The organism is Vibrio sabulosilitoris (genome assembly GCF_055391395.1).
Genome location: NZ_AP029599.1, coordinates 1,146,884 through 1,170,483, shown reverse-complemented (window position 1 = coordinate 1,170,483; position 23,600 = coordinate 1,146,884). Strand labels below are relative to the sequence as shown.

The 23,600-nt window shown below is 49.2% G+C and carries 18 protein-coding genes; 7 read left to right on the top strand and 11 right to left on the bottom strand.

Annotated features, from left to right (window positions below; all coding sequences use genetic code 11):
• Positions 1-37 precede the first annotated feature (37 nt).
• From urtA to ACZ5R2_RS05585, 5 genes are all read right to left on the bottom strand, one after another.
• The gene (urtA, locus tag ACZ5R2_RS05605; protein ID WP_464901370.1) at positions 38-1,324 is read right to left on the bottom strand and encodes an urea ABC transporter substrate-binding protein; all 1,287 of its coding nucleotides are present in this window, start codon (positions 1,322-1,324) and stop codon (positions 38-40) included.
• A 266-nt stretch (positions 1,325-1,590) separates the two neighbouring features.
• Positions 1,591-2,505: a histone deacetylase family protein gene (locus ACZ5R2_RS05600; RefSeq protein ID WP_464901369.1), complete on the bottom strand. Its 915-nt coding sequence runs from the start codon at positions 2,503-2,505 to the stop codon at positions 1,591-1,593.
• Between the two features lie 106 nt (positions 2,506-2,611).
• Positions 2,612-3,922: an isocitrate lyase gene (gene aceA / locus ACZ5R2_RS05595; protein ID WP_438459005.1), complete on the bottom strand. Its 1,311-nt coding sequence runs from the start codon at positions 3,920-3,922 to the stop codon at positions 2,612-2,614.
• A gap of 108 nt (positions 3,923-4,030) precedes the next feature.
• Positions 4,031-5,608, bottom strand: a complete 1,578-nt coding sequence (gene aceB, locus ACZ5R2_RS05590; RefSeq protein WP_464902314.1) for a malate synthase A — start codon at positions 5,606-5,608, stop codon at positions 4,031-4,033.
• A 742-nt stretch (positions 5,609-6,350) separates the two neighbouring features.
• Positions 6,351-7,256, bottom strand: a complete 906-nt coding sequence (locus ACZ5R2_RS05585; protein WP_438459006.1) for a hydrogen peroxide-inducible genes activator — start codon at positions 7,254-7,256, stop codon at positions 6,351-6,353.
• Between the two features lie 212 nt (positions 7,257-7,468).
• Here ACZ5R2_RS05585 and ACZ5R2_RS05580 point away from each other — a divergent pair, with 212 nt between their 5' ends.
• From ACZ5R2_RS05580 to glpD, 4 genes are all read left to right on the top strand, one after another.
• Positions 7,469-8,077, top strand: coding sequence for a peroxiredoxin C (locus ACZ5R2_RS05580; protein ID WP_438459007.1), 609 nt, complete (start codon positions 7,469-7,471; stop codon positions 8,075-8,077).
• A gap of 487 nt (positions 8,078-8,564) precedes the next feature.
• Positions 8,565-9,596: a 2,3,4,5-tetrahydropyridine-2,6-dicarboxylate N-succinyltransferase gene (gene dapD, locus ACZ5R2_RS05575; RefSeq protein ID WP_464901368.1), complete on the top strand. Its 1,032-nt coding sequence runs from the start codon at positions 8,565-8,567 to the stop codon at positions 9,594-9,596.
• Positions 9,597-9,759: 163 nt separating this feature from the next.
• Positions 9,760-11,295 (top strand): glycerol kinase GlpK, encoded by a 1,536-nt coding sequence (glpK, locus tag ACZ5R2_RS05570; protein ID WP_464901367.1) that lies wholly within the window; start codon positions 9,760-9,762, stop codon positions 11,293-11,295.
• Between the two features lie 212 nt (positions 11,296-11,507).
• Positions 11,508-13,070: a glycerol-3-phosphate dehydrogenase gene (glpD, locus tag ACZ5R2_RS05565; protein WP_464901366.1), complete on the top strand. Its 1,563-nt coding sequence runs from the start codon at positions 11,508-11,510 to the stop codon at positions 13,068-13,070.
• Positions 13,071-13,074: 4 nt separating this feature from the next.
• Here glpD and ACZ5R2_RS05560 read toward each other — a convergent pair whose 3' ends face one another.
• Entirely contained in the window at positions 13,075-14,259 is a 1,185-nt protein-coding gene (locus ACZ5R2_RS05560; RefSeq protein ID WP_464901365.1) for an NnrS family protein, read from the bottom strand.
• 233 nt (positions 14,260-14,492) lie between these two features.
• Here ACZ5R2_RS05560 and ACZ5R2_RS05555 point away from each other — a divergent pair, with 233 nt between their 5' ends.
• Positions 14,493-15,497, top strand: coding sequence for a substrate-binding domain-containing protein (locus ACZ5R2_RS05555; RefSeq protein WP_464901364.1), 1,005 nt, complete (start codon positions 14,493-14,495; stop codon positions 15,495-15,497).
• Between the two features lie 77 nt (positions 15,498-15,574).
• Positions 15,575-16,945 carry an O-antigen ligase family protein gene (locus tag ACZ5R2_RS05550; protein ID WP_464901363.1) on the top strand — a complete coding sequence of 457 codons (1,371 nt, stop codon included), beginning with the start codon at positions 15,575-15,577 and terminating at the stop codon, positions 16,943-16,945.
• A 1-nt stretch (position 16,946) separates the two neighbouring features.
• Here ACZ5R2_RS05550 and ACZ5R2_RS05545 read toward each other — a convergent pair whose 3' ends face one another.
• Positions 16,947-17,855 (bottom strand): LysR family transcriptional regulator, encoded by a 909-nt coding sequence (locus ACZ5R2_RS05545; protein WP_464901362.1) that lies wholly within the window; start codon positions 17,853-17,855, stop codon positions 16,947-16,949.
• A gap of 107 nt (positions 17,856-17,962) precedes the next feature.
• Here ACZ5R2_RS05545 and chrA point away from each other — a divergent pair, with 107 nt between their 5' ends.
• Positions 17,963-19,105, top strand: a complete 1,143-nt coding sequence (chrA, locus tag ACZ5R2_RS05540; protein WP_464901361.1) for a chromate efflux transporter — start codon at positions 17,963-17,965, stop codon at positions 19,103-19,105.
• Between the two features lie 38 nt (positions 19,106-19,143).
• Here the strand turns inward: chrA and ACZ5R2_RS05535 are convergent, their stop codons facing one another.
• The 4 genes from ACZ5R2_RS05535 to ACZ5R2_RS05520 are packed head-to-tail and all read right to left on the bottom strand — an operon-like array spanning position 19,144 to position 23,584.
• Positions 19,144-20,169: a tetratricopeptide repeat protein gene (locus tag ACZ5R2_RS05535; protein ID WP_464901360.1), complete on the bottom strand. Its 1,026-nt coding sequence runs from the start codon at positions 20,167-20,169 to the stop codon at positions 19,144-19,146.
• Positions 20,170-20,181: 12 nt separating this feature from the next.
• The gene (locus ACZ5R2_RS05530; RefSeq protein WP_464901359.1) at positions 20,182-21,126 is read right to left on the bottom strand and encodes a type II secretion system F family protein; all 945 of its coding nucleotides are present in this window, start codon (positions 21,124-21,126) and stop codon (positions 20,182-20,184) included.
• Between the two features lies 1 nt (position 21,127).
• Complete coding sequence (locus ACZ5R2_RS05525; RefSeq protein ID WP_464901358.1) at positions 21,128-22,102, bottom strand: type II secretion system F family protein; 975 nt, start codon at positions 22,100-22,102, stop codon at positions 21,128-21,130.
• 9 nt (positions 22,103-22,111) lie between these two features.
• Positions 22,112-23,584, bottom strand: a complete 1,473-nt coding sequence (locus ACZ5R2_RS05520) for a CpaF family protein (RefSeq protein ID WP_464901357.1) — start codon at positions 23,582-23,584, stop codon at positions 22,112-22,114.
• Positions 23,585-23,600: the final 16 nt, after the last annotated feature.

Below are 23,600 nucleotides of genomic sequence, written 5' to 3'. Positions count from 1 at the left end.
GGCGCCTCAAGGCCTGAGGCGCCGTAACAGTCAGGGATTAGTTACCGCCTGCACATGTCTTGGTTTCGATGTTGAATGCGCCACAAGAGAATGGCTTAGACCAGCTCGAGTACAGCTTGGCCGATTCAGGAAGGTATTTAGACCAGGCATCACCTGCGACTAGACCGGTAGTTTCCCATACGATATCAAACTGACCATCGTCTTGGATCTCACCAATCAGTACTGGTTTAGTGATGTGGTGGTTAGGCATCATAGTCGAGTAGCCACCTGATAGGTTTGGTACTGAGACGCCGATCATCGCATCTTGAACGGCTTCAGAGTCAGTGGTACCTGCGATGGTGACCGCTTGAGTCCACATGTTAAAGCCGATGTAATGCGCTTCCATTGGGTCGTTAGTGACGCGGTCTTCGTTCTTGATAAAGCTGTGCCAAGCTTCGACGAACTCTTCGTTTTGGTCAGTATCGACGCTCATGAAGTAGTTCCAAGCGGCTAGGTGACCGACTAGTGGCTCTGTATCCATACCAGATAGCTCTTCTTCACCGACCGAGAAAGCGATAACCGGGATGTCTTCCGATGACACACCTTGCGCACCGAGCTCTTTATAGAATGGTACGTTCGCGTCACCATTGATGGTAGAGACAACGGCAGTCTGTTTGCCTTCCGAGCCAAAGCGCTTGATGTCTGAAACGATTGATTGCCAATCTGAGTGACCAAATGGCGTGTAGTTGATCATGATGTCGGCTTCATCGACACCCTTAGCTTTTAGGTATGCCTCAAGGATACGGTTGGTTGTACGTGGGTAAACATAGTCCGTCCCCGCCAGTACCCAACGCTCTACTTCCAGCTCTTCCATCAGGTAATCAACCGCTGGGATAGCTTGCTGGTTTGGCGCGGCACCTGTGTAGAATACGTTTTTCGATGACTCTTCACCTTCGTACTGTACTGGGTAGAAAAGAATGCTATTGAGCTCTTCGAAGACTGGTAGCATCGACTTACGCGATACCGACGTCCAGCCACCAAACACCACGTCGACCTTCTCTTTCTCGATCAGCTCACGGGCTTTTTCCGCAAACATTGGCCAGTTAGACGCTGGGTCAACGACAACTGCCTCAAGCTTTTTGCCTAGCAGGCCGCCTTTTTTGTTCTGCTCATCAACTAGCATCAACACGGTATCTTTCAGTGTGGTTTCACTAATCGCCATCGTGCCTGATAGCGAGTGCAGAACGCCGACTTTAATTGTGTCGTCTGCAGCGAAAGCCGCACCGCAAGAAAGGGTTAAAGAGGTGCACAGTGCTGCTACCGATAAGTTGAACTTCTTGTTCATAGAGGATACTCCATCAAAGTGAATTGTTATTCATTCAATGGATTACAAAAACGGTGCCAGATTGTCTTAGAGTTAGAATCAAAACTTAAAGCATTGATTTATAAGGACATAAAACAGGGGGCACCTCATTAACTGCATTTTAACCTCCACCATCACTGCCTCAGCTTGGTGCAATATTGACTCTATTGAACCAAAATGAAGAATTTGCTTAGAGATAGGTGCATACACTGCGCACTACCAGTGCAAGTGGATATTATTGAGAAACATTATGGGGCAAGCGCAGCCTCTATTAGGCCTAAATGCAACCCCGTCAGGTCATCATGATTAGTGCGATAGCCCCCACCGACCACCGTGGCGACCGGTAAACCTGCCTGACTGGCGATTTCAAACAGCAGTTTGTCTCGATGTAAGATGCCTTGTGCCGAGATAGACAGATAGCCGAGTTCGTCAGATTGGTGAATATCCACTCCAGCGTCGTAGATAATCATGTCTGGTTGGTGCAAATTTATCGCCATTCGCACCACCTGCTCAAAGCTGTTCAAAAACTCATCATCTTGTGTCCCTATCGCTAATGGCACATCCAAATCCGAAGCCGGCTTACGGGCGGGAAAATTTTTCTCACAATGAAAAGACAAGCTAATGATATCGGGATTATTGCCACACAATGTAGCCGTGCCGTCGCCATGATGGACATCGCTATCCACAATCAGCACGGTGCCAATCTCATCACGCTCTAGTGCCTGCTGCGCGGCAATCACCAAATCGTTGAACAGGCAAAAACCACTGCCAAAATCCGCATGCGCATGATGATAGCCACCACTTAAATGAATCGCCCGACCAGTTTCTAGCGCTTTCTCCATCGCTAGCACAGTGCCCGCGGCTGAGGTAAGAGTTCGGGTGATCAACTGCTCACTCCAGGGAAAGCCAATTCGACGCATCTTGGCAGCAGCAATATCTCCTGAAACCAACGCATCGACATAATCAGAGCTGTGGGTTTGCTTGACGACCTCAAGCTCGAGCACTTGTGGTTGGAAAAAGGCCACTTGAGCGTCCCAGTGAGGATCAGCGTTGCAGCGCTTTTGTACGGCGCGGTGCAAGTAACGATACTTATTGATCGGATAACGATGCCCTTCGGGCAGTGGCAGTTGGGAATAGATGGGGTGGTAAATTAACGGCAGCATGCCCTAGACTCGTCGTTCCATGTTATGGGCAGTATAAAAGAAAACCGCGCGCTTGGCAGTAAGCCAACCGCGCGGTTATCAGGTCACGATGATTAATCGGCTACCATCAGAATTGGTCTTCTTCTGTTGAGCCGGTCAACGCCGTGACAGAGGAGTTGCCACCTTGAATCGTGTTGGTCATACGGTCAAAGTAGCCGGTGCCCACCTCTTGTTGATGCGCGACAAAGGTGTAACCTTTTTCTGCTGCTTCGAACTCAGGGCGTTGCACTTTTTCAACATAGTGGCGCATACCCTCGCCTTGTGCATACGCGTGAGCCAACTCAAACATGTTGAACCACATGTTGTGAATGCCTGCTAGGGTGATGAACTGGTATTTGTAGCCCATGTTCGCTAGTTCTTGTTGGAACTTAGCAATGGTTTCCGCATCAAGGTTCTTCTCCCAGTTGAACGATGGCGAGCAGTTATACGCTAGCAGTTGCTCTGGGTGCTCAGCGTGGATTGCTTCAGCAAATTTACGCGCTTCTTCAAGGCATGGCTTAGCGGTCTCACACCAGATAAGGTCTGCGTATGGCGCATAGGCCAAGCCACGTGCGATCGCCTGATCAATACCCGCACGAACGCGGTAGAAGCCCTCTGGCGTGCGCTCACCTTGGATAAAGTCCTGATCGTACGGATCACAGTCGGAAGTCAGTAAGTCAGCCGCATTGGCATCGGTGCGCGCGATAACCAAAGTAGTGGTGCCCGCTACGTCTGCTGCCAAACGTGCTGCCACTAGCTTTTGTACAGCTTCTTGAGTTGGTACTAATACTTTACCGCCCATATGACCGCATTTTTTCACTGAAGCCAGCTGGTCTTCAAAGTGCACACCAGCCGCTCCTGCATCGATCATCGATTTCATCAGCTCGTAAGCATTGAGCACACCACCAAAGCCCGCTTCCGCATCGGCGACGATAGGCAAGAAGTAATCAACACCACCCTCATCTTCCGGCGCTTTGCCATTTGACCACTGGATTTGGTCTGCGCGGCGGAACGAGTTGTTGATGCGTTTCACCACAGAAGGCACAGAGTCTACCGGGTAAAGCGATTGGTCTGGGTACATGGTCGAGGCGGTGTTGTTATCTGCTGCTACCTGCCAGCCTGATAGGTAAATCGCTTCGATGCCTGCTTTGGCTTGCTGCACTGCTTGACCACCAGTTAGCGCGCCAAGGCAGTTCACATAGCCCTTTTTCGCGCTGCCATTGACCAGTGACCAAAGCTTGTCCGCCCCGCGCTGGGCGATAGTATTCGCCGGCACCATAGAGCCACGTAGCTCGACGACTTCCTCTGCGGTGTAGGTGCGTTTAACGTTTTTCCAGCGTGGGTTTTCTGCCCAGTCTTTTTCTAGTGCTTCAATTTGTTGGCGGCGAGTAAGTGTCATGGTCGTTCCCTCTTTCATTTCATGTTAGTTATTGCTCGCAGTACCAATGATTTCGTGAACGAAACTAAAGCGAGTTCAGTGTCACCTTTATGGTGGTTATAGTTATGGTTAATCTAAATAGTCGTATCCCGGTACGGTTAAGAAGTTGGTCAGCTCGTCGCTGGTGGTCAGTCTTGCCATCAGCGCAGCAGCCTCAGTGAAGCGACCGCTTTGGTAGCGGGCTTCGCCCACTTCCTGTCTAACCACCTCGATCTCTTCAGCCAGATACTGCTCAAACAAGTCCTTAGTCACTACTTGCCCGTTATCGAGTGCTTTTTCGTGCTGGATCCATTGCCAGATTGAGGCGCGTGAGATCTCTGCGGTGGCCGCATCCTCCATCAAGCCGTAGATAGGCACACATCCATTACCTGAGATCCAGGCCTCGATGTATTGCAAAGCGACGCGAATATTGTGGCGCATGCCCTGCTCGGTGCGCTCGCCCTGGCAAGGCTCAAGCAGCATCTCGGCAGTAATTGGATCATCGGTGTCCCTAAGCACATCAAGCTGGTTAGTACGCTCGCCAAGTGTGGCATCAAATATCTCTCGAGCCGTGTCGGCAAGGCCTGGGTGAGCGACCCATGTACCATCGTGACCATTGTTGGCCTCAAGGGATTTGTCGTTGCGGATCTTGGTGAGCACCTGCTCGTTTTGCTGTGGGTCTTTGGCAGGGATAAACGCCGCCATACCGCCCATCGCAAACGCACCGCGCTTATGACAGGTGCGCACCAACAGGCGCGAATATGCATTTAGGAAAGGCTTATCCATGGTGACAACCTGGCGGTCAGGCAAGATGCGCTCAGGGTATTTTTTCAGGGTTTTGATGTAACTAAAGATGTAATCCCAACGCCCACAGTTAAGCCCGACAATGTGCTCTTTGAGGGCGAATAGGATCTCATCCATCTCAAACACGGCCGGCAAGGTCTCGATCAGCACTGTGGCTTTGATCGTTCCGGTATCAAGGCCAAAGTAATCCTCAGTAAAGTGGAATACCTCACTCCACCACTTGGCCTCATGGTGCGACTGTAGCTTGGGTAAATAGAAGTAGGGACCACTGCCCTTAGCTAGCAAGGCTTGGTGGTTGTTGTAGAAGTACAAAGCGAAATCAAACAGTGCACCGGGAATGATGGCGCCGTTAAATTCAACGTGCTTTTCTTTTAAGTGCAAACCACGCACGCGGCAAATCAAGACTGCCGGATCGTCAGACAGTTGATAGTGCTTACCATTATCTGGGTTGGTGTAGTCGATTTCACCGCGCACCGCATCGCGCAGGTTTACTTGGCCATCGAGTACTTTGGTCCAAGCGGGCGACATTGAGTCCTCAAAGTCGGCCATAAACACCTTAACATTGGCGTTGAGAGCGTTAATGACCATCTTACGATCAGTGGGACCGGTGATCTCCACTCGTCGGTCCTGCAGATCGGCAGGGATACCCATGATCTTCCAACTTCCCTCGCGAATATCTGCGGTGTCGGGGTTAAAGTCTGGTAATAGTCCATTATCAATCGCCTGCTGACGAGTTTCGCGCTCGACAAGCAACTCGTCGACTCGACCGGCGAATCGTGCGCACAACTGAGTTAAGAAGACTTGCGCTTGCTCGGGAAATATTCCTTGATGCTCGATACTTAGGCTGTGCGTTAGCGAGACCATAGGTGGGTTATCTTGGGCGTGACTGTTTGAGTTGCTTGAGGTCGGTTGCGTTAACATGATCCGTCGTCCTTAGTCAGATTTCATTTGTAACTTACAAACTACATTTTTATTATCCTTTCCTTCGATATCGACACCGCGACTACTGAGTAAAACCTCACTTTTCATCCTTTTTAGTCGTCATACCTTAGGTGCTAATTTAGCTTGCTTGACATAGTAAAACCTTATATCAAAGGGCGAAAAAGGAAAACCTTCAAAGTTAATCAAAAGTTAAATTTGAAGTTTTGTATTGTCTGTTCTAATGCCTTGCCTAATCGACTTATTTAGTAAGACTTACGTAATTTAATTACACCAATCCTGCTACTGAATTACCTACCGCATCGATATGATTTGTAGCACGTTTGACAAGGCACTGTAATTTAGAGAGGTTTTGCAATTATGAAGGGGTAGACAATGAGCGAGCGTATCCGTAATGAGTGTAAAATTAACATTGTGAAATTTCACAATTTTATGAAAACTTCCCCACAGAAAAGCTGTGAAATTTGACAATAAAAAAATCACAGATAGTTAAAAAAACCAATCGGAACAGAAAACTCAGCATAATAACTGGAAAATTAGATTTATACTGGCATGAGACTAGGGTGAAATGTGCTGAATGCGACTAACTTGACTCATTTCAGAGGCACATTGTGTGCCTCCTACGCGAAAAAACTAAGCATATTTGGGCTTGCTGGCTGTGTGCAAGTTATAGAAGCTCAGAGACCACCTCGGCCAACTCATCAAAGGTCGCCGTGCGCGAGGAGCTTGGGCGCCACACCAGGCCAATCTTACGATAAGCCTCTTGGCCAGGTGGATCGACGATGACCAAGTTTTGGTTATCGAGCAAGCCGTGCTCAATCGCCATCTGTGGGATAAAAGTGGTGCCAAGGCCGTTAGCCACCATTTGCACAAGTGTGTGCAAGCTAGTGGCGCTAAATGGGTTAATCTTCTCTTTCTCGGTCAGTGCGCACGCGGACACGGCATGCTCGGTCAAGCAGTGCTCTTTTTCGAGTAAGAATACCGACTCATTGGGCAAATCATCGTAACGGATGGGAGCGGTGATCTGATCGGCCTGATTGCGGCTGATGATCATCTTAAACGGATCTTCGCCCACGATACGGCTGTGCATCTCGTCGATATCCACCGGCAAGGCCAAGATCAGCACATCCAGCGAGCCTTGGCGCAGCGCCGCTAACAAGTTAGTCGTCGTGTCTTCTCGCAGCAGCAAGTCCAGCTGTGGGTAGCGGGCATTGACCTCTTGGACCAAATCACAGAGTAAAAACGGTGCAATGGTTGGGATACAACCGACGCGCAATTGACCTTGCATCGAGTCACCCTGGCACAGATAGCCAAGCTCGACGATATCTTGCCCCTTGGCAAGAAGCTCACGACCATGCTCAACCACTAGCTCACCGGCATGGGTGAACACCAGCGGGCTCTTTTTGTCTTTTTTCTCATACAGCGGACAGCCAATCAGCTCTTCGAGGTTTTGGATCCCCTTACTCAGCGTCGATTGACTGACAAAACACTTTTCAGCGGCCTCGCTGAAATGACGGGTTTCGTGCAGGGTGATCAGGTAATGGATCTGCTTTAAACTGGGCCACTTATTCATAGGAATGTCAGGTAAATATCATCAATTTGTAACCGAGCTAACATCGCAGGCGGCATAGGTTTAACTATCGCTTTTTTCGATTAACTCAATCTATTTAATTCGCTTTTTTCTATATTAACTTTTGTACTAGTATTTGTCCCGTACAAACGAGACCCAAACCAACACCTGATAATTAACGGTTTGGAATAAAACAATTTTTTAGGAGCAAAAAAATGGTACTAGTAGGTCGTCAAGCCCCAGACTTCACTGCAGCAGCGGTTCTAGGTAACGGTGAAATCGTTGATAACTTCAACTTTGCAGAGTTCACTAAAGGTAAGAAAGCGGTTGTTTTCTTCTACCCACTAGACTTCACTTTCGTTTGCCCATCAGAGCTGATCGCTTTCGATAACCGCCTAGCTGACTTCCAAGCTAAAGGTGTTGAGGTTATCGGTGTATCAATCGATTCTCAGTTCTCTCACAACGCATGGCGTAACACTGCTATCGAAGATGGCGGTATCGGTCAAGTTAAGTACCCACTAGTTGCTGACGTTAAGCACGAAATCTGTAAAGCGTACGATGTTGAGCACCCAGAAGCAGGCGTTGCTTTCCGTGGTTCTTTCCTAATCGACGAAGACGGTCTAGTACGTCACCAAGTTGTTAACGACCTACCACTAGGCCGTAACATCGACGAGATGCTACGCATGGTAGACGCTCTAAACTTCCACCAGAAGCACGGCGAAGTATGTCCTGCACAGTGGGAAGAAGGTAAATCAGGTATGGACGCATCACCAAAAGGTGTTGCAGCGTTCCTATCTGAGCACGCAGAAGACCTAGCTAAGTAAGGGTCTCGCACCAGCGCTCAACTGGTGCCTTGGTTGGAAAGTTATAAAACAATCGGTGCAAAAAGCACCAACGCCAATCAGTTTTAGCATTAGCAAGTAAAGTCTTAACGATAAAAGCCCGAAGTTTTCTTCGGGCTTTTTTGTTTTGAACAAGAGGCGAGATTCGAGATCGCTGCGCTGCGAGAAGCGAGAGTTTTAGCGGGTGTTGTATGCCCATCTGTCGAATATATGTACAGCTGACGCTGAACTCCTCGCTCTCCGTAGGGCAACGCCCGTACTCGCACCTCGCACCCTTTTTTTGTCCCGTGTTTTGCTGAATAGACAAACCTATCGCTAAAAAGACAGATGGTATTCATTTACGGACTTTAAGTGCTTAGGGTCTTTAAAGTCTGTCGGTGTGTATTTAAGATGGCTCTCAACTGATGAGTGCTGGCAAACATTTACACTGGGCTCATACAACAACGAATTGATACATGGAGATTCAATCATGGCTTACTTCTCTCTAGCCTTCGGTACGGCAACCAAAAACCGTGACGGTAAAATCATCGAAGCGTTTTTTCCAAACCCTGTTTTTAACCCTGCTGACGAACTTGTTCAAGCACTTGCTAGCGTTGCAGGCTACGAGCAAGGTAACCAGGCTATTGAAATCTCTGCTGAGCAAGCAGCTGAGCTAGCAACAGCTTTTGCTGCAAATGGCGATGCGGCTAACGCGTCTTTTGCTGAAAAAGCGGCGCAATCAGCGCAGCCATTGGTGCTGGTTATCCTAGCGACTGATGAGCAGCCACAGAGCGTTGCTGAGGGCTTCCTTAAGCTGCAACTTATCTCAAACCGCCTAGTTCAACCGCACGGCACAGTACTTGATGGCATCTTTGGCCTGTTGCACAACATTGCATGGACTAACGAAGGCCCAATCGATCTGCCTGAGCTAGCTGATCGCCAAATCGAAGCTCGCCTAGCGGGTCGTGCGCTCAGCGTAGACTGCGTGGATAAGTTCCCGAAAATGGTGGATTACGTGGTACCAACAGGCGTGCGTATCGCAGATACCTCTCGCGTGCGTCTTGGCGCACACGTAGGCGAAGGCACCACAGTCATGCACGAAGGCTTTATCAACTTCAACGCAGGTACCACTGGCGTGAGCATGGTTGAAGGCCGTATCTCTGCCGGCGTTGTGGTTGGTAATGGCTCAGATATCGGTGGTGGCGCCTCTATCATGGGCACGCTATCGGGCGGCGGCAAAGTGGTTGTGTCTATCGGTGAGAACTCACTACTTGGCGCTAACGCAGGTCTTGGCTTCCCTATGGGTGACCGTTGTACGATTGAATCTGGTCTTTACGTGACTGCTGGCTCAAAAGTGCGCATGCTTGACTCTACGGGCAACGAAGTGGAAGTGGTTAAAGCGCGTGACCTTGCCGGTGTTTCCGACCTACTGTTCCGTCGTAACTCGGTAACTGGTCAAATTGAGTGTCTGGCGAACAAGTCAGCGGTTGAGCTGAACAGCGAGCTGCACAAAAACAACTAATTAGGTTGTTCATGCAGTAAACAACTGCCTATTGAATATCACAAAACGGTCTCGCGATGAGGCCGTTTTTTCGTCTATTGCAACAGTTTTCTCCCCTTCCCCTGTAGAATGACCCAGTTCGGTGCATACTTTACTCAATGATGAATTAAGTATGGATGTGCCTATGCCAGTCAATGCTATCTCCACCCCTCGTTATGTCGTTGCTCTTGATCAGGGCACCACCAGCTCGCGTGCCGTGGTTCTCGACCATGATGCCAATATTGTCGCTACCTCACAGCGCGAGTTTAGCCAAATCTATCCTAACGCTGGCTGGGTAGAACACGACCCGCTAGAGATCTGGGCAAGCCAAAGCGCTACTCTGGTCGAAGCGCTTGCTAAGTCTGAAATTCGCAGCGATCAAGTCGCAGCGATCGGCATTACCAACCAGCGTGAAACAACCGTGGTGTGGAATAAGCACACTGGCAAGCCCGTGCATAACGCCATTGTATGGCAGTGTCGGCGCACCTCGGCAATCTGTCAGACAATGAAGAAACAAGGACTGGAACCAGAGATCCGCGATAGAACCGGCCTGGTGCTTGACCCCTACTTTTCTGCCACCAAAGTGCAGTGGATTTTGGATAACGTCGAAGGGGCTCGAGAGCAAGCCGAGGCTGGCGAGTTATTGTTTGGCACCATAGACACCTGGCTGGTATGGAAAATGACGGCAGGGCGAGTGCATGCCACCGACTACACCAATGCATCACGCACCATGCTGTTTAATATCAACACGCTCGAGTGGGACCCGCGATTGCTTGATCTCTTCACCATTCCGGCCAGTATGATGCCAGAGGTTAAACCCTCTTCGTCCCTGTACGGGCAGGTCAATATCGGTGGCAAGGGCGGTACTCGAATCCCCATCGCTGGTATTGCGGGCGATCAGCAAGCAGCGCTGTTCGGTCAGATGTGTGTCTCGCCAGGGCAAGCCAAGAACACCTACGGGACAGGCTGTTTTTTGTTGATGAACACGGGCAAAGAGAAGGTGGTGTCTCAAAATGGGATGCTGACCACCCTCGCTTGTGATAGCCAAGGAAAGCCATGCTTTGCGCTCGAGGGCTCGGTGTTTATGGGCGGAGCAGCTATCCAGTGGCTGCGAGATGAGCTGAAGCTGATTGCCGACGCCAAAGACAGTGAGTATTTTGCGACTAAAGTTGACTCCTCAAACGGTGTCTATGTGGTACCCGCCTTTACTGGCCTGGGCGCGCCACATTGGGATGCCTATGCGCGTGGCACCATTGTCGGCCTCACCCGCGGTACCAGCAGCAATCACATTATCCGCGCCACATTAGAGAGCATCGCCTATCAAACCTATGATGTTCTCAATGCCATGCAAGCCGATGCGGCACTAAGCACCAGCACCCTCAAAGTGGATGGCGGGGCGGTTGCCAACAACTTCTTGATGCAATACCAAGCCGATCTGCTCGACTGTAAAGTGATAAGACCTAAGATCACCGAAGTCACGGCACTCGGCGCGGCTTACCTAGCGGGACTGGCAGTGGATTTTTGGCCCGATATTGATGTGCTCAGAGACAAAGCGGATATCGATACCTGTTTCGAACCACACCCCGATGACACTAAGCGTCAGCAGCGCTATACAGGTTGGCAGCGGGCCATCAAGTGTGCCCGGGTTTGGGCCGAGTTAGAAAGTGGTGATAACCAATAAAACCAAAGTAAGTTTTCACTGGCTCAGTCTCGCAAAAATGAATATTGAGCCGCAGCTTCAAGCCAAAACACTGGGTTGCTCACGGTTAGCCTGAAAACGTTTTCAATATACTGACTACAGGTCTCCATATCCATGGTGTTTTTACGTAAGCGATACCCCTAATTCGTTCACGTCAAAATGGCTGCGGATGACACAAGATTAGGCACTACAGAATGAATGGATTGAACAACCCTTATGCACACCCAGGCAACCCACTTGATCTTTTGGTCATTGGTGGGGGGATTAACGGTGCCGGTATTGCAGCGGAAGGCGCGACTCGCGGCTTATCGGTCGGTGTTTTTGATGCTGCAGACTTTGCCTCATCGACGTCTTCGGCAAGCTCCAAGCTGATACACGGTGGACTACGCTACCTAGAGCACTATGAATTTCGTTTAGTGGCAGAGGCGCTTGCTGAGCGGGAAATCCTGCTTAAGAAGGTGCCCCACCTCTCTTTTCCAATGCGCTTTCGCCTACCCCATCGGCCGTTTCTGCGCCCGGCATGGATGATACGTGCCGGTCTGTTTCTCTATGATACCCTTGGTAAATATCCTGTGGTTGGTCGTGAAGACTCAGTATTAGCCAGTAGCAAGCGGGTCAACCTGAGTGAGACAGGCTTGTTCAAGCCTGATATCCGTATTGGTTTTGAGTATTCCGACTGTTGGGTTGATGATGCGCGCTTGGTTTTAGCCAACATGCAGACGGCTCGAGATAATCGTGCGGTGGTGCAAAACTACTCTCGCGTGGTGAGTGCGCAGCGCGAGCAAGGTTTATGGAAGGTTTGGGTTGATAATTTGCGTACCAAGCGCAAAGAAACGTATTTTGCCAAAACACTTGTCAACGCAACCGGTCCTTGGGTTAAACACTTTTATGATCACCATTTAACCAACCCGTCCCCGCATAATGTTCGCCTGATTAAGGGTAGCCATATCGTGGTGCCCAAGCTCTACGACAGTGATGAAGCCTACATCTTGCAAAACCAAGATGGACGAATTGTGTTTGTGATCCCTTACCTCGACAAGTACTCCATGATTGGCACCACCGACCAAGAGTACCATGGCGACCCACGCGATGTGGCTATCTCAGACCATGAGATTGACTACCTGATCGATATCATTGGCCAGCATTTTGTGCAGGGTATTGAGCGTGACGATATTGTCTGGTCCTTTAGTGGGGTACGCCCTCTGTGTGATGACGAAGAAGCCTCACCGCAGGCGATCAGCCGCGATTACACGTTAGAGTTAGAGCAAGAGTTGGATGAAGCGCCGCTGCTGTCAGTATTTGGTGGTAAGCTCACCACCTATCGCAAACTGGCCCAAACGGCCATCGACAAGCTCACGCCCTATTTTCGTCATATCGCCCCACCACTAGAGTGCGCCGAGCCACTGTTTGGGGGAGATTTAGATACTGACCTTCGCAGCTATACCCTGCAGCTTGAGGTGCGTTACCGTTTTGTTGAAAAGACTCAGCTTGCTCGCTATGCCAAGCAGTATGGCTCGCAGGTCAAGCAACTTCTCGAGGGGATCAAATCGGTTGAGGACATGGGACAGCACTTTGGTGGCAGTTTATATCAGCACGAGGTCGACTTCCTGATGAACACTGAGTGGGCCTATAATGCCGAGGATATCTTGTGGCGTCGTACCAAGGTCGGCCTCGAGCTATCCGCTTCACAAGTGCAAAGCGTTGAACAGTATATTCAACAACAACACTCAAAGCTTTGCTACTTATTCCGCAAGTAACCTATTAGCCAGGATGCCCATCCACTCTTGGTGTATAGAGCATTCTGGCAAATTTCACCACAAATAGGCTAAACGCCAACACCCATAAGCCAGCACTTAACTCTATCCAGCGCAACATCAGCTCAGGATACAAGGCGGTCCCAAGGCTGCGGAACAATGCGGCAGCGATGATGGCAGCAAAGGCCAGACTCATCGAGGGGCCTTGATAAATGGCGCGCCCAGTATGCCCCATAGTGACGCGAGCAATCATCGATAAGATAACACCGCCAAACGTACCAATCGCAAACAAATGGATAAGTGCGTGCTGTGCTACGAGGTTGTCCCAAGCGCCACGCAGCACCAAGCTAATTGGTAAACACAAATAACTCAGTTGCAATGACCACAGCAGCGGCTCCTTTAAGGTTAACCATGGTCGCCAACGTAACACACGCGCAAGCTGAAACAGGCCACCTGAAAGCATTAGGGTGGGGGCGAGTTGGAGATAGCTCAGAGGGAAAAAGCTTAAAATAAACAATCCAATCAAAGGCAGGTTACTGAGCCACTCTAGCCAAAGCAATGGCTGTGGCTTACTAAACTCAAGCCGTCGCGCAGTAAAAAAAGGGATAACCCTCCCCCCCATCACAGAAAGAAGCAAGGCGAACCACCACAGCATCGCTTGCCAAACCACCGAGGCACTGAACGGGGCGACTCCCTTGATCGTCGCATAACTGGCAAAGTTGGCTGCGATGGCAAGTAAGAATAGCGGAACAAAAAAGAGGTTGCGCCAACCCTTAGCCTTAAACACTCGGCTACCAACTTCAAATGCAGTCAAAGTCAAGAAAGCCGCCTCAATTGTCGCCACTAGCCACAAAGGGGCTGGTGTCCAGAATAATACTCGCACCATAAGCCACAGGGTAACAAGCCACCCTAGCCGGTAAGACTTAACTCCAAGTATTCCCGTCCAATTTTGCACTGCCGTCAGCACAAAGCCAGCAACAATCGCCATACCAAAACCAAACATCATTTCATGTACATGCCACCACAGTGGAGGAACGGACAGCTGCGAGGGGGCTCCAGTGCGAAACATCCATACCCAAAGCCCGATAGCCACGATGGCGTAGAGGCTACCCAGTAAGAAAAAAGGTCGAAAGCCAAGTCGCAATACCGGGGTAATGCCCTCTTCAACCTTTCGGTCAGTGATGTTTAACATGGAAAAAAGTCCTCTGCGGTGCATTTTTGCTCAGTGTATCTACACTTTAAAACATGCACAACATATACATGTTTTATATGTCAACGTTTCCATATTGTTAAGTTGATAATTATCAATGATATATATTATAAGATATTTTTTTCATTTCTATTATTGCTCTGTTGTTACACTTAGGTTGTAATAGCTATACCCAATTAACCTCAAGATGCGCAAAACATAAGGGAGAAGAACCAATGGCTACCATCAAGGATGTCGCGAAAGAAGCAGGTGTTTCTGTCGCCACGGTCTCTCGGGTTCTTAACAACTCGCCGAAAGCGAGCAAAAACTCCATCGATGTGGTGAGTGCAGCGATGAAAAAGCTGGGTTACCGCCCTAATGCCACAGCCAGAGCACTGGTTAGTAAGAGCTCTAGCACCATTGGTGTGCTGGTAAGTGATGTCTCGGACCCCTTTTTTGGTGTGATGCTTAAGTCCATCGACCGTATCGCCCATCAAAATGACAAGCACATCCTAGTTGGTAACGGTTACCACGATGCTGAGAGTGAGCGCCGCGTGATTGAACTGCTGATCAATAGTCGCTGTGATGCGCTGGTGATCCACTCTAAGGGCTTGACTGATGAGGAGTTGATCGCCTATGCCCGAGAAGTCAAAGGCTTAGTACTGATCAATCGCACCATCCCTGAGATCGCAGAGCGCTGCATTTCGCTGGATAACTATCGTGGTGCCTACCTGGCTACCGAACACCTGATCAAACAGGGTCATAGCAAAATTGCTTGTATCTCCTCAACGCATCAAATTGACGATGCCGAAGAGCGGATTAAAGGCTATCGAGAGGCGCTCAAAGACAATGGTATCGAGCTGCATAGCTCTTATATCGAATACTGTGAGCCGAACAGTGAAGGTGGAGAGCAGGCGATGACTACCCTGCTGAGTAAGTCACTCGATATGACTGCGGTCGTAGCGTACAACGACTATATCGCCGCAGGCGCGCTGTCGATCACCCAGGAAAACAGCATATCTGTGCCTGATCAGCTGTCGATTGTCGGCTTTGATGATGGCTTGATCGCCCGCTACGTCTACCCACAACTGACCACCGTGCGCTACCCTATCGCTATGATGGCAGAAAAGGCTGCCGAGCTTGCCCTGGCCTTGGCTCACGATGATCAAAGTAATCAAGATTCAATTTGCTACACGCCTACCCTAGTGCGTCGTGACTCAGTGACGCGACATCTTAGCTAAAAACTCGCGCTCTTAAAGAACTAAGTCTCATACTTTCCTAGACTTATGCCTAGTTACTGGCAAACACTAGGGAAAGTATGAGACAGCAACACACCCTGATAACCAATCTGCTAATCCTGTTGTTAATGGGCATCGCGCTTTTTGCCTTCAACCCGTTTATAGCCCGTGAGGAGACCTTACTCCTCTATGACAGTAAGCGTTTTTTTGCCATGGCGGTGATCGGTCTCAGCCTCATGGCGATAGCGCTAATCCCCTTGGTTAGACAGTCTATTGTCGCCAGTTGGCAATCACTCACTCTCACGACACAAAGCCTAGTTGGCGTGTTTTTTTCTTCTAGCCTGATTGCTACCCTGTTTGCTGTCTATCCATTTGGCGCTATAACACACTGGCTATATTTGATTGGTTTAACGGCTCTGCTGTTTACCCTTCAGCCTATCGCCTATCGTGAGCGAAATAGGATTTGGCTGTACTTTTGTTGGATCAGTGTGTTGCTATTTTTAAGTGTTGCTCTTGGCTTCTGGATGCGGCTTGGACAGGGACTCAATGTCAGCCAGTCAACGGTGCTAAGCTTTGTCAATCCGCGCTTTCTCAATCAGGTACAGATCTGGCTCGTGATCCCAATAGCCTACCTGGTTATTCTCCAAACGCGGCAAGGAAACAGTACTCTTCTCACCCGTAGTTTACTCATTCTCCACTGTGCTATTATCGCCGCCACCAACGCACGAGGGCCAGTTGTCGCCTTGCTCGGTGCGTCTTTGCTGCTCATCTACGCAGATAAACCAAATCGCCAACTGTGGTGGCAACTTATGTGGCAGAGCGCATTAATCGGCTTTATAGTCAGCAAGATTTTTCTTTACCCTTTGCCAAGCTTCCTGCTTGGCCACACTTTTGAACTTGTCTCAGAGGAGATTAAGGAGTCTGCCCGCCTTCAACTGTGGAAAGAGACCTTGTCGATGAGCAACTTTTGGGGGTTGGGAGGTGAAGCTTTTGTTTGTGATAGCGATAAGTTTGGCCGGCCACACAACTCGGTTCTCAATGTTCTGGTTCATTGGGGGGTATTGGCAGCGATATCCTACGTATTATTGAGCGGTAAGGCACTGCTGGTTACCTTACGCGCCACCAGCACCCGCATTCGTGTCGCTGGGGCAACACTCTTGGCGGGACTAGCCTATAGCCTAGTCTCGGGGGTACTAGACTCACCGCTCAGTCAGCTCTTAGCCGTGCTGAGCTGTGCGATTTTTTGGGGGGCACTGCACCCATCTCCCCCAAGCACGGAAAAAAAATCTCACCGCCTGGGGTTTATACTGATCGCTGTTGCCCTGATTTCTCTTGGCTCACTCACCTACAAAGGTTACCAGAGAGCAAGCCACTACCCAGAATATCAACCGCAGATAAAAACTCAGTTCTGGTTGGGATACAACTGCAGCGCAGACCCCGACAGGAAGTGACTCACTTGACCACAGCTCGCACACACTCAATTAACCATTTTAGCGGCTCTTCATGTTGGCGAGATTTGAGGTACAGCAGTTGAATATCAAAATCGGCAACTTCAATCGGCGCCTTAACCGCTTTAAGCGCATGATTGTCCATCTCCATTTCAGCAAAGCGCTTTGGTACTGTGCACACCAACTCTCGCCCTGAAAGCAGGCGGCGGATGGTTAAAAAGTGACGAGAGCTTACTCCGACCCGGCGGCTTATGCCTTGCTGCGCCAGCAAAGCATCCACCATAGTTTGTAAGTTCCCATCCGGGCTCACCAGAGCCTGCTCTACTTGAATAAACTCCTCTAATGAAACAGGGTCGGAAAAACGCACCATTTTGGGGTCAAACAAGCATAAGTGTTGCTCGGTATAAAGCCGCTCTGAGCAATACCTTGACTGGGCTTTCTCGATACTGCCGATGACGACATCGATCTCATGACGCTCAACCATCTCGTGGTAATTGCTACGATTGACATTGAAGAAACTCACCTGTGCTTGCGGCGCCTGACTCTTGATAGCATCATACAAAGCAGGGGCAAACAACTGCTCTGCATAATCCGTTAAACCGATTTTGCACACCCCCTTAAATGCATCAACAACAAACTCGCCTTGAGCTAAAAACTCGTACTGAATGGTGCTAAGTAGTAAGTCAACCTTGGGTGCAAGCTCAATTGCACGCCGTGTTGGCTCCATGCGTGTGCCCACGCGCTCAAACATCGGATTGGCAAACAGGTGACGAATTCTCTGTAAGGTATGACTCATGGCAGATTGACTGACAAAGCACTGCTCTGCAGCGAGGCTGACACTGCGCGTCTGGTAAAGGGCTTGAAAGGCGACCAGCAGATTGAGGTCAACGCCTTTCCAATTGAACTGATTCATTGGTAAATCCCATTTGATTCATACAATGTATTAAAAGCATTAATTTGAGTAATTTTAATCCATTCTTTAAGGTGTGCACTAACTAATTTGAGAAGAGACTCTGGATCATGTTTTCCCTGTTTAAAACTTTCTTTCTGCTCGGCTGGGTGAGCTTTGGTGGGCCTGCGGCTCATATTGGCTACTTTCGCAAGACCTTCGTTGAAAAGCTAAAATGGCTTACTGATGATGAATACGCTCAATTGGTAGCGCTCAGTCAATTCTTGCCAGGCCCCGGCTCCAGTCAGGTTGGTTTTGCGGTAGGCTATAAGAAATCCGGGCTCATCGGGGGGGGGCTGGCATTTATTGGCTTCACATTGCCTTCTGTGATCATTATGTTGGTTTTGGCCACCTTAAGTGCCGAGCTCTCAGACTTAACCTGGTTTGACTCTGTCATTCATGGGCTAAAACTGCTCGCCGTTGTAGTGGTTGCTGATGCGACCTTTGGAATGTATAACAATTTTTGCAAGAGCAAAGTGGGGCTTAGCCTGTTTGTGTTTACTGCGCTCGCCTTACTTATCTTGCCAAGTATTGCCACTCAAATCATTGTGTTAATGATTGCCGCAGTCATCGGAATGCAAACCCTGCAAGGTGAGGCGCCAAAAAGCAATGTGCGCTTTACCGCGAGTTGGTCACCCTTGCTTCTTTTCTTCGCCTTATTTGCGGGTCTGCCATTTATCGCCCACCTCACTCCAGAGTTGAACCTGTTCAATAGCTTCTTCCAAGCAGGCAGCTTGGTTTTCGGTGGCGGTCATGTGGTCCTGCCCCTACTACAAAATTTAGTGGGTGAGCAGCTAGGTCCCGATACCTTCTTAACTGGCTACGCCGCGGCTCAAGCCGTACCAGGGCCGATGTTTACTTTTGCGACTTACCTCGGCTATGACCTGCTACCAACTGCACCTATCTGGGGGGCAGTGTTGGCTACCCTAGCAGTTTTTTTGCCAGGTTTCTTGCTACTACTGGGCGTGTTAAAGCATTGGGACGCACTGGCCGCCATACCCAAGGTATCGGGCGCTCTAAAAGGGGTCAATGCTGCAGTCGTTGGCTTGCTGCTGTCAGCGCTGTATCAACCTGTCTTCACCAGTGCGGTTTTATCCGGAGTAGATTTTGCCTTGGTGGTTGCCGGTCTTTATTTGCTTAAGCACAAAAAGTTGCCGATCGTTTGGATGGTCGCGCTCTTTTCTGTCAGCGGCCTGATCACGCAGATGTGGTAAAGAGAAAAGCCCCCAAAGCTAGCCTTTGGGGGCAGGGATTATTCATTGGTTTGGGCGACGACTAAATTCGCCTCTCTTACCTTCTCTAAGGCTCGAGCTAGATTCTCATTGGCAACCTTATAGTAGGTAGGCTTCTTATCGATCGCCTGTTCTAAATATGGGATGGCTTGCTCATAGTTACCCTGAAGCATGAGGAAATATCCGACATTATTTAACGCCTCAGCCACATCCATCTGTTGCTGAAAAACATTCAAGGCACGCTTGATCTCGCCATCACCCAGATAAATCAGGGCGAGGTTGTTCAAAGCTTTCTCATTGTCAGGCTGTTTATCCAGAGCGGACAAGGTATAACGTCGCGCTGCGGAATAATCGCCGGACATATAGAAGGAATACCCGGTATTAATCAGTGCATTGACAGAAGCCGAATCGATTTGCAATGCCTTACGGTAGAACACCTGTGCTAGGTCATGTTCTTTTTCAACATCATAAATCACCCCAAGCCCAGAGTAGGCCTTTAGAGGAGACTGTCGGTCAATCACCAAACCGTTTACTTTAATACCTCTATCCTCATCCTGGACCTTGATCGAGACATTATGGCCTTGACGAATTTGGTCTGCATTGATGGCACGATAGAAGTAGGTCTCTCCCAGAACAACATCCCCAGACTTGGTATAAAGTACACCAAGTTGTTCAAGAACCTGTGCGTTATTGGGGTTTTCTTCTACCGCTTGTAAATACGCCTTTTCAGCTAATGGCCCGTTGCCTCTCGCTTGATGTATTCGACCAATCTGGTAGAGCGATTGGTCTTTCATTGCCGCATCATCAAAGGATAGAGAGCGAATATACTCGTACAGCGCAAGGTCATAGTTACCCTCACTCAATGCTTGGTCACCACGCTGAATGGCTTCTATTTCACTGGTTGACGGCGTTTTACCTGCGATTGAGTCGATCGGCTTGCCTTCATACAGGGACGTATCTAGCGCCGAGGCAGAATCTGAGTTGGTATTGGCACAGCCAGCCAATAACATGACTAGGGTTATACATCCTATCTGTATAGTTTTCATAGTTTGTCCTTATTACTTACCCAACGTTGCTGTCAAAGAGAGAATAGAAGGGCCAACGGCGACGATAAAGAAGCATGGCCAAATAAACATCAGCAATGGAAAAATCATCTTGGTTGGGATCTTCGCTGCAATCTCTTCCACCTCTTGGTTTCTACGATCACGGTAGTCATCAATGTATTCGCGTAGGGTTTGCGATAAGCTACCACCGATTTTGTTGGCATGAGCTAACATAGACGCCAGGCCCGATATATCCTTTAAGCCCGTTCGCGTCACCAAATCCTGAAACGCATCGGACATCTCAAAACCAGCTTTTATCTTGACACAAACCGTGTCCAACTCGTCGGCCAAATCAGGGTGAGAAATGACCAGCTCATCCGCTACGCGGCGCAGAGCGGCGTTGAAACCGAGACCCGATTCGGTACATACCACGAGTAAATCCAGAGCGTCAGGAACACCCGCTCGCATTTTTGACTGACGTTTGTCTGCTAAACGGTTTAGTCCCACATTCGGTAAATAGAGCCCGACGGCGACACTGGCAATCATCCAAAGCTCCACATTGGACATATCCGGACGCAGGAAATACAGCATGGCAGCAATGGCTCCACCACTAAACAAAGCAATTCCTTTTAGGGCGTAGAAGATATTCAATGCACTAGCGTTGTGATAACCCGCATGCATCAGGCGATGCCTGACACTTTCCCGCTCTTTACCACTGCTTGGCGCCATTATCGGTGCCAACGACTCAAGAGTATTTTCCAGGCGTTGATTTTTCTGTGTACCTAATCCGCTATCGTCACTCTTGAGCGTGTCTAACTTGTCTTGTAAAGGGTTACGTGTTCCAACGAGCAAGACCGATACGGTTAAGACCACTAGTACTGTTGAGACTAGGGTCAAAGAAAGGAACACAGTCTGTTCATTGAGCTCGAAACTCTCCAGCCAACTAAAAATCGTTTCCATATCACACCTCAAAGTTCACTATTTTTCTGATCCACAGTGACCCAATACACAAGCTAATCACTCCATATATAATCACGGAAGGGGCGCGTGGATCCGTCAAAAGAGGGTCGACATAATGCGGATGCATAAGGTACATCACAACAAATAACACAAAGGGAGACAGCACCAAAATCCAGGCAGACAGACGGCTCTCTGCAGAGATAGTCTTGATTTTTCTTGCCAGCTTAAAGCGTGCCCGCAGAATTTGACTTACTTTTTCCAAATTCTCTGATAGGTTACCACCGGTTTCCTTTTGCAATAACACCGCACTAGAGAATGCCAGCATTGATACCGTTGGGGTACGTTCTGCCATCTGCATAATTGCTAGTCGCATATCATACCCGTAGTTCAGCAGATTGAAGGTGTGGGTAAATTCTGGTCCAAGAGGGGATGGCATCTCTCTTCCTACCTCGCCAAATGCCTGGCTGATCGGCTGGCCTGCCTGGAGCATCCGACGCATAATGTCTAGCGCCTCCGGGAGCTGGTTCTCAAACTCTGCCAGCCGCTGACTGGTTTTATGTTGAAAGAAGAAGTGAATACAAGCCCAAACCAGGCCAAATGCGGCCACCGGAATATAAAAAGGCTGCTTGAGCACCACCATGACCAAGGCAAGTGACGTTGATGCCACTAACCCAAGAAACACCACGAGAGATAGACTCCAACTATACCCTGATAATTCAATAGACTTCTTAAGAGAGGCTAGAAACTTGAAAGAGACTAGCTTCCTATCCAGTGGTGTAAGTTCTTTAAGGTAATGCTCATTGAGCAAAGAGGTTGTTTCATCATCTAAATCAGCTTGAGACTCTTTTAATCGTTTGGTCAGTTCCTTGTGGCGAACTTTATTGCCCGCCGCAGGAAGTATCAACGCCTGTGAGATAAAGACCACAGCGAGAAATAGAAGGAAAAAAAAGTAGCCCGCATCTTGTGTTTCAGTCATGACAACCCCCTACGAATTGCGCTCATTAAACAGTTCATACGGCACATCTAAGCCACGTTTTACCAGCTGGTCATGACAGTCTGGAACGATACCCATGGCGGTATAATCGCCTATTACATTGCCCTCAGAATCCACACCTTGACGCTTGAAACGGAAGATCTCTGACATAGTGATGATTTCTCCTTCCATGCCGTTGATCTCAGAAATACTGACCATGCGTCGTTTACCATCCTCTTGACGCTCCATCTGAACGACTAAGTGGATTGCTGAGGCAATTTGCGAGCGCAGGTTCTTGGTGGACATATTCCAGCCTGCCATCGAAAACATGTTCTCTACTCGACTCAACGCATCCCTTGGGGTATTAGCGTGAATCGTCGCCAAAGAGCCATCATGGCCGGTGTTCATGGCAGCAAGCATATCAACAGCCTCTGCGCCACGTACCTCACCAAGAATGATTCGGTCTGGTCGCATACGAAGACAGTTCTTGACTAAGTCACGCTGGGTGATCTCCCCTTTCCCCTCAAGGTTGGCTGGACGAGTCTCTAGTCGAACCACATGGGGTTGCTGAAGTTGCAGCTCTGCAGAGTCTTCAATGGTCACGATGCGTGCCGTCTCAGGAATAAAGCCTGAGAATATGTTCAATGTCGTGGTTTTACCTGAGCCTGTACCACCAGAAATTAATATATTGAGTTCGCCTTGAACGGCAGCGTCGAGAAAACGCGCCATCTCATTCGACAGGGAGTTGTAGCCAAGCAGGTTATCCATGGTCAGTTTATCAACCGCAAAACGACGAATAGAGACGGATGGACCATCGAGGGCTAGAGGGGGAATAATGGCGTTAACACGCGAGCCATCAAGCAGACGAGCGTCTACCATTGGGGAGGCCTCGTCGATACGACGGCCGACCTGACTGACGATACGATCGATAATATTGCGCAAGTGGCGTTCATCTAAGAAGGTATAGAGAGTGCGCTCAAGCTTACCATGACGCTCGACGTACACACTTTTGGGACCATTAACCAAAATATCAGAAACGGTAGAGTCATTGAGCAGCGGCTCAAGGGGGCCAAGACCAAATACCTCGTCCTCGATCTGCTGAATAATACGCTTACGTCCCTCAGCACTGAGCACATGAGTTTGATCCGCTGCCATGAGCTGCACGGTTGCCTCATGAAGATCTTTTTTCGCTCGCTCTGTCTCCAGACTTGCCAACAATCCAAGATCAAGTGTCTCCAACAGTTTCTTGTGATAAAAGTGCTTAATCTCTTGCTCTTGCTCTTGCTGCTGAAGTACCTTTTGCACGGCGTTTTTTTGCGCTTGTACCTCTTTCTCGCTCAGTTTCGACTGAGTAGCCTGAGTCGGCAGGGGCTGTACGACACCCCTCTCCAAAGTTGCCTCATCTCGTGTGTTTTGTGCTCTCACATCCGCTGTGGCTAACTTATCCTGCAACTCAGGGTTAATCGCTTTTCTCTTGAAAAACATAATATTCCCCTAGCTT